This window comes from Anabaena sp. CCY 0017 (assembly GCF_963920885.1).
In the GTDB taxonomy this organism is placed as follows: domain Bacteria; phylum Cyanobacteriota; class Cyanobacteriia; order Cyanobacteriales; family Nostocaceae; genus Nodularia.
The window spans coordinates 284,420-298,061 of sequence record NZ_CAWUDG010000002.1 but is presented as its reverse complement, the minus strand read 5'-3'; the positions used below and the strand labels follow the sequence as shown (position 1 = coordinate 298,061).

Genomic DNA, 13,642 nt, shown 5'->3' with positions numbered 1-13,642 from the left:
TTGGTTGGTAGGGGCGGGTTTCATAATATTGTGGGGGAGGGCAAAGATGCCCGCCTTCTTCCTTGAATCATATCGATGATAGCTTGCGTGGCGTAGCCATACCCGCCCCTACAAGGGATTATGAATTGGGGATTGGGTAATGGTAACAGAAGTTTCCCCCCTGCACCCTGCCCCCTGCCCCCCTGCTTGTTCATTTTGTGGAATCTAAAATAATAAATTTTGTTTCCAGATAATTTTTATACCGAGTAAAACAGTATTACAATTTGACTGTAAAGTAGCCAACACCAATTTGTATACCTCTGATAGAAGTATTTTTCATTGTGGTTAAATTTGGATTTGGGGAAAACTGGCCTTTAGTGATTGTGGTAAGTGTGATTACTTACTTGGGTGGTTGTACAAACCAACCCACAAATGCACAACTGGAAGTATGGCGTAAAGAGGCGATCGCGCGCAATGCGGAAATTGTGGCAGATAATGCCAAAAACACAGAACCTAGTGAATGGAGTTTGTTAATTCAGGGTGAAACTGCAACGGGGGAATCTGTGGAATTAAATTGGCAACAATTACAGGCTTTAGCAACTCATCATGTTAAAACCCCAGATCCTCATGATGTCGTCAACCCGAATCAGATTGTTGATTTTCGTGGTATTAAGGTTTCTCAACTTCTAGAAGAGTTTGCTATCACCAACAATATCTCGGAAATTACTTTTGTGAGTTTCAACTCTTACTATGTAACTGTGAGTTTGCCAGATTTGTTCAAGTATCCCATGACTTTAGCGATCGCCAAAGATGGTCAACCTATTCCCCGTCATCAAGGTGGACCGCTTTACTTAGTGTTACCTTTCACTGAATACCCCGAACTACAGCAAAAATATAACGAAGCTACTTGGGCTTATTATGTCAGTCATGTAGTTGTTGGCACTGAACCAGTTAGGCTGAGGGTGGGTAAACAGCAACTTGATTTAGCCGCCCTAGATAAACTTCCCCAAATCACACTGAATGAACCTGTCGGTTACAGATTTTCTTGGCCTAGTGGCGAAGTCAAATTACATGGTGTGCGGTTGCGTGATGTCTTAGCCTTAGCTGGCGAAAATTTGCCACCAAATAAAGAAATTATGATTCGTGCTAAACCACCCATTTACCACGACACAGCTAATGCTGTCCGTTTAGCAGTTAGTGAAGTACTTGAGTGCGATGTGATCTTAGCCACTCGATGGGGTGATAATCGTCAACTGATTCCCGCCAAGATGGGTGGCCCGGTAACACTGGCTTTTAGTTCAGAATGTCCAACCACAACCAAGCAAACACCTTGGCTGACTTTCGTAGAAGAGTTAAACACAGCACCATGAAATTTTTGGCTTTCCCATCAATTCGGATGCAACTCATGACTGCTGTAACAATGTCCAGTTTGACGTTACTTGGTTTAGTCGTCTTGCTGTGGGCGAATACAGGTAGTCATCTTTTACGCCAGCAGAAATTGAATGAAGCTCAATTATTTTCTAGTCTATTAAGTAGAACATTATTCCCCAATCATTTAGCAGAACAAAACTGGAGTCAAATTCGCCTCAATCTTGATGTACTGTTGCGGGAAAATGAAGATTATGTCTATGCTTTAGTCTCAGATTCGCGCCGGGGAAATCAAATTGTTGCCGCTTCTTCTAGTGAATTTCAGTCTCAATATATACCCGATATTGTCCCATCAGAAGTAACAAATAAAGCATTGAATTTGCCAGAGCAATCCAGTGTTATAGAGACATTTGTATTGCGAGATATTGAATTTTCTGGCAGTTTACGGGCTAAACGTGGGGAACGAATTATTGAAATTGCTTCCGATATCCAGCTGCTCAAAGGTGAAAAAATTGGGACTTTGCGGTTGGGAATCTCACTCAAACCAGTGGAAATGGCTGTTGCTAAAATCTTCAATCAGACTTTGGCAGTAGGTGGCGTGGGATTTGTCTTAGGTATAATACTGGCTTATATTCTCTCCATCCGTTTAAGTAAACCAATTCAGAGTTTACAAATAAGTGCGGCTAAAATTGCGGCTGGTGATTTAGAACATCGGGCAGAAATTACCAGTTCCGATGAGATTGGGGCTTTAGCGGCTTCTTTTAATGAAATGTCTATGGCTTTACAGGATTCTTTTAGTCGGTTACAGAAGACTTTAGAATCCTTTGAACGTTTTGTACCAAATAAATTTATTGCAGCGATCGCACCCCAAGGCATAGAAAATATTAAGGTGGGTGTGTGTGTCATTCGGACAATGACGATTTTATTCTGCGATATCCGGGGCTACACTTCCATGTCGGAAGCAATGACACCAGGCGAAATATTTATCTTTTTAAATGACTATTTGGCTTGTATGGGAGAAGCAATCAGTAAAACTGGCGGTTTTATTGATAAATATATAGGTGATGCAATTATGGCGCTGTTTGATGACAAAGCCACTGATGGCGCACTTAAAGCCGCTATTTTAATGCAACAGTCTCTAGATAAATTTAATCATGAGCGATCGCAACAAGGTTTACCAGAAATTGCCGTGGGTATTGGCATTCATCGTGGTGAAGTGGTCATGGGTACGGTAGGATTTACTTGTCGCATAGATTCTACTGTCGTCGGTGATGCGGTAAATATCGCCTCACGGGTTGAAAGTATCACTAAATACTATAACTGTGGAATTTTGGTAACTGATGCAGTGGTTTTGAGTTTATCTCAGCCAGAGTTATTTTCACTGACATTGGTAGATGAATCTGTGAAATTAAGAGGTAAAGATGAAGCGATCGCTATTTATCAACTTCAGGATAAAATTTTAGATGACAAACCTTGAAGGAAAAGTAACTTTAGTCACAGGTGCTACACGGGGCATTGGCAAAGGCATTGCTATTGGACTGGGTGAAGTCGGGGCAACTGTGTATATTACCGGACGGACATTAGATAATTCTGATACAGGTAGTGAAATATCAGGAAATCTCATTGATACCAAAATCGCCGTAGAACAAGCCGGTGGTATCTGTATTCCCATCCAGGTAGATCATAGCAATGATGAAGAGGTGCGATCGCTCTTTGAACGTATCCAAGACGAGCAAAATGGACAACTAGATTTATTAGTTAATAACGTTTTCTCAGGAGTCCAAGCAATAAGTAATAGTCAAGGCCAGACTTTTTGGGAATGTGAACCCAGCCTTTGGGATGCTAGTAACAACGTCGGTTTGCGTAGTCATTATGTTGCCAGTATTTATGCCGCCAGAATCATGGTCAAACGTCAACAGGGATTAATTTGTACCATTTCCTCATGGGGTGGGATGTCCCAAATTTTTAGTGCTGCCTACGGTGCTGGTAAAGCTGCTTGTGACCGATTAGCAGCTGATATGTCAGTAGAACTCAAACCGCATAATGTGGCTTCTGTATCTTTATGGCCGGGAATCGTGGGTACTGAGCAAATTTCCAGTTTAGCAGATAAAGTTGTAGCACAAAATACTGCTGACCCAAAAAACTCAGTATTTGCAGACCGCTATAACTGGGAAACTCCCTTACTTACAGGGCGAGTCATTGCAGCCCTCACAGGTGATACTAACGTCATGCGCCGCACCGGAAAAGTGCAGATTGTCGCCGAATTAGCCCAACAATATGGAATTGTAGATCAAGAAGGTAATATCCCGGCATCACTCCGTTCCCTAAAATTTCTCATCCCAGCAGCCTTACCCGCACTGAGAACATACTCATCCCTGATACCAGATATCAAAGTACCGTGGTCACTGCTACTGCTAACAACTCTCAAATCACCCCAGATTTAAAACTAGCCCTGGCGAATTATATTCGCCTAAAACTGTGAAAACATCCTCTGACCAGCAAACCCCAACTCAGGTATGAAAAAAACAATCTGGATAGTTACCAAAAATTGATATATTAGATAAATACACGGAATTTTAAAATCATAGAATCCCGAAAATAAACTAATTTCATAAAAATTATTTATAAATTGGCACAAAAATATGACCCAACTAGATCAAGCCGTTGTGTTAATAACTGGTGCATCTGGTGGGTTTGGACAACAACTAACCCGACAGTTATTAGAAGCCGGTAGCCGACTGATATTAACTGATTTGCATGAAACTGTCCTGCGTGAACAAGTTCAAGCAATTCAACACCAAGTTACAACCGGGGATGTACTGGCTTGCCTAGCTGTTGATCTCTCCACCAGAGAAGGCTGTGAAAGCCTTTATCAACAGGTAAAAGCGCTGAATATCCCCGTAGATATATTGATTAACAACGCCGGGATTGCCGTCTTTGGTCGCATGGACGAAATCCCCAAAGAGAAATGGGAACGCCTCATGCAAATAAACCTGCTTACACCCATGCGGTTAAGTGCTTTATTTGCTACTGATATGATTGCCCGTCAACATGGTCACATCGTCAATATTTCATCCTTAGCAGGCTGGTGGTCACCACCTGGATTAATTCATTACGCCGCCAGCAAATTTGGTTTGCGTGGGTTCAGTGAAGGATTGTTCCATGAAGTAAAAGATTACAATGTAAAGGTAACGGCAATTTACCCATTTTTTAGCCGTACCCCCATTCTCCAGTGTGAAAAGTTTGGCAATTTAAGCAAAATTGACCATGAGTTTCTGGACAATGTGGCCACCGACCCAGCCAAGATAATGCGCGCCACACTTCGAGGAATTGAGCGCAATAAACTCCATGTCTTTCCTGATGCGATCGCTCAAAATGCCCATCTTCTCAAACGATATTTTCCTCAAATAGTCAACTTGATTAATCATACATTCGTTAGGAGATTGAAAAGTGGTCAAAGAGAGAAACTCTAGTAAAATTCAGCAGATGGTCGATAAATCTGACAAGCATTTGATTATTGGGGCGGGTTTCGTCGGTTTGGGTATGGCTCAAGCCCTCAAAGCTGCTGATATCCCCTACGATCAGGTTGATGCCAGTGATAGTATTGGCGGAAATTGGTATCACGGCGTTTACGAAACTGCACACATTATTTCGTCACGCAAGATTACCCAATTTACTCACTTCCCCATGCCCGATGATTATCCTGATTTTCCCAGCGCCCAAAATATGCTGGATTATTTAAACTCGTTTGCTAATCATTTTGATTTGCTTGGGCAAATTGAACTGAATCGGACAATTAGTTATGTGCGACCAGTGGAAAACAATCTTTGGGAAGTCACCTTTGCCGATGGGGAACAGAGAATTTATAAAGCTGTGGTGATGTGCAATGGTCATCACTGGCGCAAACGTTTTCCCGAATTTCAGGGAGAATTCCACGGCGAAATTATCCATTCTAAAGATTACAAACATCCAGACCAGCTGCGTGGAAAGCGAGTTTTAGTAATTGGCGGTGGAAACTCAGCTTGTGACTTAGCCGCAGAAGCAGCCCGTGTTAGTGCCAAGTCTGTTCTGAGTATGCGCGAATCAGTCTGGTTTATTCCCAAAACATTTGCTGGAGTTCCAATTGCTGATTTTCCTGGACGGCGAAAGCCAAAATGGTTGTCGCATTTATCAACTACTAAAAATTCTAGCAACCGTAAATTTACTGGAATTACTCTTCCTAATTGGCTCAAATTGCGCGCCCCACAATGGTTGACGCGCCTGATACTTTATACAATCATCCGTCTGAGTTTCGGTAGTCACGAAGATTATGGTTTATCCAAACCTCAGCATCGGATTTTCGAGAAACACCCCACCATTAACAGCGAAGTCCCCTATTACCTCAAGCATGGAAAAATCACCCCCAAGCCGGCTGTACGTCGCCTCGATGGCTGGGAAGTTGAATTTGTCGATGGTAGTCGAGAGACATTTGACCTAATTGTTTGTGGAACTGGTTACTATGTAGCATATCCATTTTTACCTCCAGAACTAGAACGTGTAGAAGGTTCAGTCGTTCAATGTTATGCAGACTCATTTCTGGATGATTACAAAGGACTTTACTATATCGGTTGGGCGCAGTTCAGAGGTGGAGTTGGCTCGGTAATTTCCGCTTACGGCACAATTTTCTCGCGATATCTCAAACTTCAAGATGAAATTAATGTCCCTCTTGGTTTAGTGTTCAAAGAAATGGGACACAAGCTACCAAAAACTCATCTTGTTGACCCAGAGGAATTCTTTAACCAATCAAAAATGAGTGATGCTGCATTTAATCGCTTAGTGAAAAAAGCACATCAAATTGATGCTCAACATCCTAACTTTAGCAACCAGCCACTTCCTGCTCTGCAAAGTAGAGAGCCAATTCAGCCCTTAGTGCGTTAAAGGTAGCAATGGGATTATTTGGGTATTGGCAGCATACACTCCAAAGCTTTGCAGTTGACCAAGTAGCATCTGAGCAAGTCTTTACTGATTTGGTTACAGCTTATTCTACAAGCGATCGCCACTACCACACACTCGAACACATTGATCACGTCCTCGGCACAATTGATACTTTGCAAACCTACGCTCAAGACCTTGCGATCGTGCAACTAGCGGCGTGGTTTCATGATGTAGTTTATAATACGCAGGCTCAAGATAACGAAAAAAAAAGTGCTGACTATGCTTTTAATCTGCTCAGTTATTTGGGGATTCCCCTTAGTAATATTACTACTATTATTCGTTTAATTATTAACACTAAACATCACCAAGCTGCTACAGATGACTATAATAGCCAAGTCTTACTGGATGCAGATTTAGCAATTTTGGCAACTAACCCAGAAGATTACGGAAAATACAGCCGTGCTATTCGCCAAGAATATGCCTGGTTGTCAGAATTAGAATATATTACAGGTCGTAGACAAGTTTTAGAGCGTTTTTTGCGCCGGCAGCGTATCTACTATACGCCCTTAATGTTTGAAATTGCTGAACAATCTGCTCGTTTCAATCTCCAAGCAGAAATTCAAACCCTTGACCTCATTTCACGTTATGTGTAAAAACTAACGCAAAACCTAACCCCCTAACCCCCTTCCCTACCAGGGAAGGGGAAAAATTTAAAGCCTCTCTCCTTGCAGGCTACCGTGTACACACATCGTCAGCCAAAAAGAGTTTCCAGCCCTAAAAACAAGATTTAATCAAAAATCTTGTTCCCCTCCTCGCTTGCGGGGAGGGGTTAGGGGTGGGGTTTTATGACGCAAAAGAGAATTTCCTGACTTGTGTGTACATCGTAGAAGCGGGGTTTTCCAGACCCCGTGAAAAGTCAGCCTAACTTCCGCCTTGGGGTACTAGCCTTATGGTAATTTAAGGTTACACTCACACATTGCAATCGACTACTTTTATCCGCATGACTGGAGAGCATCACCTTGGGAATAGAATTACGCAGTTTTGTATTTCTCGACAACCTGCAACCTCAACACGCAGCTTATATGGGAACAGTAGCCCAAGGTTTCTTACCATTACCAGGAGATACATCACTGTGGATTGAAATCTCTCCAGGTATTGAAATTAATCGCATTACGGATATAGCCCTCAAATCGGCCTCTGTGCGCCCAGGAGTGCAGGTAGTTGAACGGTTATATGGTTTATTAGAAATTCATTCTAGCTCTCAAGGAGAAACACGGGCTGCTGGTCAAGCAATCTTAGCAGCACTAGGAGTGAAAAAAGACGAATGTCTCAAACCCCGTGTAGTTTCTAACCAAATTATTCGCAACATTGATGCTTACCAAACCCAATTAATTAATCGCACACGTAGAGGACAGCTACTCCTAGCAGGACAAACACTCTATGTATTAGAAGTTCAGCCGGCTGCTTATGCTGCACTAGCTGCGAACGAAGCCGAGAAAGCCGCAGCAATTAACATCTTAGAAGTGCAAGCTGTAGGAAGTTTTGGGCGATTGTATTTAGGTGGAGCAGAACAAGACATCCTCGCAGGTGCAGACGGAGCATTAGCAGCCATTGAAAATGTAGCAGGTCGCGTCAATCCCCAAGGTGGGGGAAACGAATAAAGGAGAGAAAATGGCAAATCAAGAGCATCTAGCTTTACTCAAAGCGGGTGCAGTCCAATGGATGGAATGGAGACAGCAAAATCCCCAGATGAAACTAGATATCAGCACTGCAAACCTCAAAGGAGACAACCTCAGAGGCGCAAACCTCCAAGGGGTGAATTTAAACAAAGTCGATTTAAGTCATGCTTTACTGGTGCGAGCCAATCTTAGTAATGCTGACCTGAGTAGCGCAAACCTTCACCAAGCCAAGCTGATAGAAGCTAACTTGAGCGAGGCTAATTTGAGTGTGGCTAATTTGAGTGGTGCGACACTTACCCAAGCAAATTTGAGTTACGCCCATCTCATTGGGGCTGACTTGAGTGCAGCTAATCTTCAAGGCGCGATTATTGCTGAAGCGAACCTGATTGGAACTGACTTGAGAGACGCTAACTTGAGAGATGCTGATTTAGGTACAGCGAAATTAATCAGGGCTAACCTGAGTTTCGCCAATTTGATTGAAGCTAACTTAATTGGTGCTGATTTAAGTGAAGCAAATTTGTACGAGGTGCAATTAAACGGAGCTTACCTTTATAAAGCTGATTTTTACAAAGCTAATTTAAACCAAGCTCACCTAAGTGGAGCATATTTGTTACGAGCTAATTTCACAGAAGCTAACTTGAGTGGTGCTAACTTAACTTGGTCTAACCTTACAGGAGCGAATTTGGCTGGGGCTAATCTCCAAGGAGCTAATTTGAGGGGTGCTAAACTCCAAGGTGCTAACCTCAAAGGTGCTAATCTTCAGAATACTATTATGCCTGATTTATCTAAATGTGATAAATATTAGTAGGTAAAAACGCGATGACTCGCGTCTGTAAAAGAAAGTAGGGAGTTTATCTGTGGTTTGTTTTTCTTCGGATATCTACCCCAAATAACAAACCCCGTAAAACCATTTATTAAAAACCATGAAAATTGAAGCTAATGATAAAGAAGTTCGAGATATATTTGCTCTAGGATATTTTAAAATCCCCAGATTTCAACGTCCTTATTCATGGACAGATGAAGAGGTTGAGGATTTTTGGGAAGATGTCGTCATTAGAGACTATGAACATTATTTTATAGGATCAATGGTTGTTTATCAAACAGAAAAACCATACTATGGAATAGTTGACGGACAACAAAGATTAACAACTATTACATTAATGCTTGCTGCTATAAGAAATGCTTTCCTTGATTATGGAGATGAAAACTTAGCTAGGGGAGTACATCAATATATTGAAAAAGCAAATATAGATAACATAAATGAATATGTGATAAATTCTGAGACATCTTTTCCTTATTTTCAAGACCATATACAAAGCTTCAAAAAAGCAGACATAAAATGTACAGTTGGCAATGAAGAACAAAATCTAAAATCAGCATTTGAATTAATCAATAGACAACTTTATTCAAAAATACCTAAATTTGATATACATGACTCTTCTAGTGATTTGTTTCAAGAACGAAAATATCAAATTATAGAGATTTTAAAAAATACAAGAAACAAAATTCTTTCTTTAAAACTAGTATTTATTCAATTGGATAATGAAGATGATGCTTATTTAATTTTTGAAACTCTCAATACTCGTGGAAAAGATTTGACTACACCAGAACTTATCCAATATATACTGGAAAATCTGACAGGACCAAATATCAATGGACTACCCGTTGATTATACTTCTGCCAGTATTGAACACTTACTACCACAATCAACAGGAGACGAAGAAATAGTTGGTAATATAGGAAATTTAATACTAGTAGATAAAATAACTAATGGGGAACAATTAAGAGATTTTGATTTTATGAAAAAAATTGAAATTTTAAAAAATAAAAACTATCCGCTTGATAACTATTTGTTAACCGCCACTCAGTGGACTGAGGAAGAAATTAAAGAGCGAGGTAAATCAATAGCTCGCAAAGCATACTATGAAATTTGGAAATTGTAAATTAAATATGCTTAATATAAATAACATCATATTCTGATTCTGAAGCGCTTACTGCTGTTTTCTAATTGCACGGGCAATTAGAGGAGCTTTACCTTCTAATCCTGTCAGAGTAATTTCACCATCTAGATAAAGCTGATACCATTGTTGACGTTGACGGATGACTCGCTCATCATCCCGCAGATACAGTCGTTGCAGAGTGAATAATGACATACCTTGAAATTTTTCCGCCTACCTACTTAATATCTGAATATCTGATAAAATTCTTTGAGTTGAAAAAATAAATCAAAACACACAAATCAATTAATATGACAAGTGCATCTTATATTTTTCTCGCAGGGGCAAGCCGTGGTGTTGGTAGAGAAATTGCCAAATGCTTAACCGCGCAAAATCTTCAAGTAAAAGCACTCCTGAGAAATGAGTCGGCTGTTGCTGAACTAGAAGCAATTGGCATTCAACCTGTAATGGGAGATGCTTTAAATGTCGGCGATGTTGAAGGTGCAATAATTGCAGACCAGCCTATCCACACAGTTATTAGTACCATTGGCGGCTTACCTTCAGAAGGTGCTAGGGCTGATTTCCTCGGTAACAAAAATCTCATTGATGCCGCAGTTAAAGCTGGTGTCCAAAGGTTTATTTTGGTTTCTTCTATTGGGACTGGTAATAGCGCTGGTGCTTTACCTCCCCAAGCTTTAGCAACTCTGGGGCCTGTGTTGGTGGAAAAGGATAAGGCGGAACAACATTTAATTGCTAGTGGACTGACTTATACAATCATTCGTCCTGGCGGCTTAAAATCGGAACCAGCAACAGGTAATGGGATTTTAACCGAAGATCCCCGGATTATTGGCACTATTCATCGCCCAGATGTGGCGCAATTGGTTTGTAAATGTCTAAATTCTCAGGGTTCTCACAATAAAACTTTGTCCGCAGTAGACAAAAATATGTTAGCTGGGGAACCAGAGTTTGTAGAGTTTAGTTTCTAACACTAGCTCCAGCGACTAGAAGTCGCGGCTATACAAACTAAGTCCGCCTTCGCGGACTAACAGCTCTTTCGTGAGAGGCTTCTTGCTGTTTAAGCTAACGAAAAATTAACCCACGCAGGTGGGTTTCGTCTGTGTAGCCGCGATTTCTAATCGCCGCTGCTAAGTGTTTTTAAACCTTTTACTAATCTTTCTATACCTTCTTTGGCGGTATCTTTTTGCAGCGCACCATAAGCAACCCGCAGATAACATCCGTCTTTCATCCCGAAGGTTGTACCAGGAATCACTGCTACTTGATGTTCTTTAATTAACCTTTTCACTAATTCAAAGGCATCTATCTGAGTATAAACTTTGAGGAAGAAATAAAACGCGCCATTGGCAGGGGCTATGCTACATAAACCTTCTAGGGGTTTGAGGGCATCTATAACTATTTCTCGGACTTGGGCAATCGCACCAATACTTTCCTGTAAATACTCTGATTTAGCTTGTAATGCTCCTAACGCTGCATACTGAGAAACAACGGGCGGACAAATTAAAATCGTATCTTGAATTTTTTTGACGGCGACAAACAAGTGTTGCGGAATTACCATATAGCCAATCCGCCAACTGGCAAAACCATAGGCTTTAGAAAGGCTATACAGGGAAATGGTGTAACCTCTACTACCACTAAAAGCCCCTGGTGAAATGTGTTTTACGCCGTTGTAGGTGAAATATTCATAGGCTTCATCGCTAATGTGGTAAATGCCATGAGTTCCACAGATTTGATTTACCTGTTGTAATGCGGCTTCTGGATAAATAACTCCTGTGGGATTATTTGGGGATATTGTAACTATAGCTCGTGTTTTGGGGGTAATTGCTTGGGCGATCGCCTCTGGACGCAGTTGATAATTGGCATCTGTGGCTACCAATACTGCACGACAACCCGCCATTGCGATCGCCATCTCATGATTGAAATAATAAGGCGTATTCAGGATAATTTCGTCACCGGGGGAAGTAATCGCCAAAATAGCATTCATAAACGCCATATTGCTTCCCGCAGTCACCACAATACAGTTATCTTGATTAATTGCAATCCCATTGAAAGTTTGTAACTTTGCCGCCAGCGCTGCCAATAATGGGGAAATTCCCTCAACAGCTTTATATAAATTATTAGAAGATTCCGCCAAAAATTGGGGTAAAAGCTCAATGGCTTCTGGCGGTGGGTTGTATGAAACTACACCTTGTCCTAAAGAAATAGTGCCAGGAGAATTTTGAATTAATTCCCCAACCACAGGAATGATTGGCGACTGTACCGCCTGCATACGGGAGGTTAGGGATTTCATATAAAATTAGATTTTGGATAAAAATAAGACAGTCAAAATCCTATCACCTTTTGTGAGTCTAATTTGCTGCCATACTCAGGGGAGATTTTTGAGCCAACCTTTGACCTGTAATCATCATATTCACACCACGGCCAGGCGCAAGGGTAACACCTCGACGGCGGGGGACTTCTGGTTGATCATCAGTCAATGCGAGTTCATAGCGTGAGAGTATTGTTGCCAAGACTAGCTTCAGTTCAAATACTGCCAAAGCTTCACCTACACAGCGACGCACACCACCACCAAATGGGATAAACTCATAAGGAGAAAATTGACGTTCTAGAAAACGCTCTGGTCGGAATTGCTTGGGTTCTGGATATAAATCTTCACGCTGGTGAGTCAGATACATAGAGCCAACTAATACCGTACCAGGGTCGAGAGCATAACCCGAAATTTCCACAGGTTCTTTGACTATTCTGGGAAATGTCAACATGGCCACAGGATGAATCCGCAAGGTTTCATTACAAACAGCCGTCAGATAAGGTAAGCGGAAAATGCTCATAGGATCTGGTGAATCACCAAGGGTGTCCAGTTCTTGCACCAGTTTTTCTCGAACTTCCGGGTGTTTGTGAATAAAATATAATCCCCAAGCCAGTGCTGTAGCTGTGGTTTCATATCCAGCAAACAACAGAGTCATTAACTCATCGCGTAACTCCTGATCTGTCATGGGATGACCAGATTCATCTTCTGCTGACATCAGCAACGAAAGGATATCAATCCGATTTTCCAAGTTCTGCTGGCGACGTTCAGCAATTTCAGTGTAAATTAAATTATCAAGTTCCTGTCTATCCCTAACAAACTTACCCCAGGGACTCCAAGGGCCTAAATCCTTTTGCAGAGACGAGAAAAATAGCATACTAGAACTCAAAGGTGAGCGAAATATATTCGCCATTAGCTCTAGTTGTTTCTTGAGTTTTTGGCTGATTTCTGCCTGGTATACGCCGAAAACTGCCTGTATCATCACTTGTAAGGTGATATCTTGGGTGACATTACGAGCCAGAAAAGATTTATTTGTCGGTAATTGACTCCAGACTTCTTCAGTAATCTTACTAATAATTTCACCATAACTTCGCATCCGATCGCCATGAAAAGATGGCATTACCAATTGTCGCCGTTTTCTATGGCGATCGCCATCTAGCATGATCATGGAATAATCACCTAATAAAGGCTGCAAAATTTTATTTTCTTTACCACCAGCGAAAAGCTTCTTGCGGTCATTGGTTAAAATTTCTTGCATCGCCTGGGGATGGTTGACAAATACCAAGTTATTACCAAAACCGACGACTTGAGCCGTGAAAATATCAGGATATTGTTGGCTGGCTTTTTCCATATACCCTACAGGATCGGCTACCCACTGTAACTGCTGGAGAAAAGCAGGAGTTTTTAAACTATTAGGTGCTGACATGAGGTATTTGCTCCCGAAA

Annotated in this window: 13 protein-coding genes; 10 read left to right on the top strand and 3 right to left on the bottom strand. The window is 41.4% G+C overall.

Annotated features, from left to right (window positions below; all coding sequences use genetic code 11):
- Positions 1-320: 320 nt before the first annotated feature.
- From ACM0OW_RS03545 to ACM0OW_RS03505, 9 genes are all read left to right on the top strand, one after another.
- Positions 321-1,349, top strand: coding sequence for a molybdopterin-dependent oxidoreductase (locus ACM0OW_RS03545; protein ID WP_414548651.1), 1,029 nt, complete (start codon positions 321-323; stop codon positions 1,347-1,349).
- On the top strand, positions 1,346-2,824 hold the full coding sequence (locus ACM0OW_RS03540) for an adenylate/guanylate cyclase domain-containing protein (protein WP_414548836.1): 1,479 nt from the start codon (positions 1,346-1,348) through the stop codon (positions 2,822-2,824). The genes ACM0OW_RS03545 and ACM0OW_RS03540 overlap by 4 nt, the downstream gene beginning before the upstream one ends.
- On the top strand, positions 2,811-3,791 hold the full coding sequence (locus ACM0OW_RS03535; RefSeq protein ID WP_414548650.1) for an SDR family NAD(P)-dependent oxidoreductase: 981 nt from the start codon (positions 2,811-2,813) through the stop codon (positions 3,789-3,791). The genes ACM0OW_RS03540 and ACM0OW_RS03535 overlap by 14 nt, the downstream gene beginning before the upstream one ends.
- Before the next feature lie 198 nt (positions 3,792-3,989).
- Positions 3,990-4,820: an SDR family NAD(P)-dependent oxidoreductase gene (locus ACM0OW_RS03530; protein ID WP_414548649.1), complete on the top strand. Its 831-nt coding sequence runs from the start codon at positions 3,990-3,992 to the stop codon at positions 4,818-4,820.
- A complete protein-coding gene (locus ACM0OW_RS03525) occupies positions 4,798-6,264 on the top strand; it encodes a flavin-containing monooxygenase (RefSeq protein WP_414548648.1) in 1,467 nt (488 codons plus the stop codon). The genes ACM0OW_RS03530 and ACM0OW_RS03525 overlap by 23 nt, the downstream gene beginning before the upstream one ends.
- Positions 6,265-6,272: 8 nt before the next feature.
- A complete protein-coding gene (locus tag ACM0OW_RS03520) occupies positions 6,273-6,914 on the top strand; it encodes a hypothetical protein (protein ID WP_414548647.1) in 642 nt (213 codons plus the stop codon).
- Between the two features lie 366 nt (positions 6,915-7,280).
- Entirely contained in the window at positions 7,281-7,922 is a 642-nt protein-coding gene (locus tag ACM0OW_RS03515) for a hypothetical protein (protein WP_414548646.1), read from the top strand.
- A 10-nt stretch (positions 7,923-7,932) separates the two neighbouring features.
- A complete protein-coding gene (locus tag ACM0OW_RS03510) occupies positions 7,933-8,745 on the top strand; it encodes a pentapeptide repeat-containing protein (RefSeq protein WP_414548645.1) in 813 nt (270 codons plus the stop codon).
- Between the two features lie 118 nt (positions 8,746-8,863).
- Positions 8,864-9,883: a DUF262 domain-containing protein gene (locus ACM0OW_RS03505; protein WP_414548644.1), complete on the top strand. Its 1,020-nt coding sequence runs from the start codon at positions 8,864-8,866 to the stop codon at positions 9,881-9,883.
- A gap of 48 nt (positions 9,884-9,931) precedes the next feature.
- On the opposite strand, the gene ACM0OW_RS03500 is transcribed toward ACM0OW_RS03505, so the two are convergent.
- Positions 9,932-10,093: a hypothetical protein gene (locus ACM0OW_RS03500; protein WP_414548643.1), complete on the bottom strand. Its 162-nt coding sequence runs from the start codon at positions 10,091-10,093 to the stop codon at positions 9,932-9,934.
- Positions 10,094-10,188: 95 nt separating this feature from the next.
- On the opposite strand from ACM0OW_RS03500, the gene ACM0OW_RS03495 reads away from it, so the two are divergent.
- Positions 10,189-10,863 (top strand): SDR family oxidoreductase, encoded by a 675-nt coding sequence (locus ACM0OW_RS03495; RefSeq protein WP_414548642.1) that lies wholly within the window; start codon positions 10,189-10,191, stop codon positions 10,861-10,863.
- Positions 10,864-11,009: 146 nt separating this feature from the next.
- Here ACM0OW_RS03495 and ACM0OW_RS03490 read toward each other — a convergent pair whose 3' ends face one another.
- Positions 11,010-12,182 (bottom strand): pyridoxal phosphate-dependent aminotransferase, encoded by a 1,173-nt coding sequence (locus ACM0OW_RS03490; RefSeq protein WP_414548641.1) that lies wholly within the window; start codon positions 12,180-12,182, stop codon positions 11,010-11,012.
- Between the two features lie 58 nt (positions 12,183-12,240).
- Complete coding sequence (locus ACM0OW_RS03485) at positions 12,241-13,623, bottom strand: cytochrome P450 (protein ID WP_414548640.1); 1,383 nt, start codon at positions 13,621-13,623, stop codon at positions 12,241-12,243.
- Positions 13,624-13,642 lie beyond the last annotated feature (19 nt).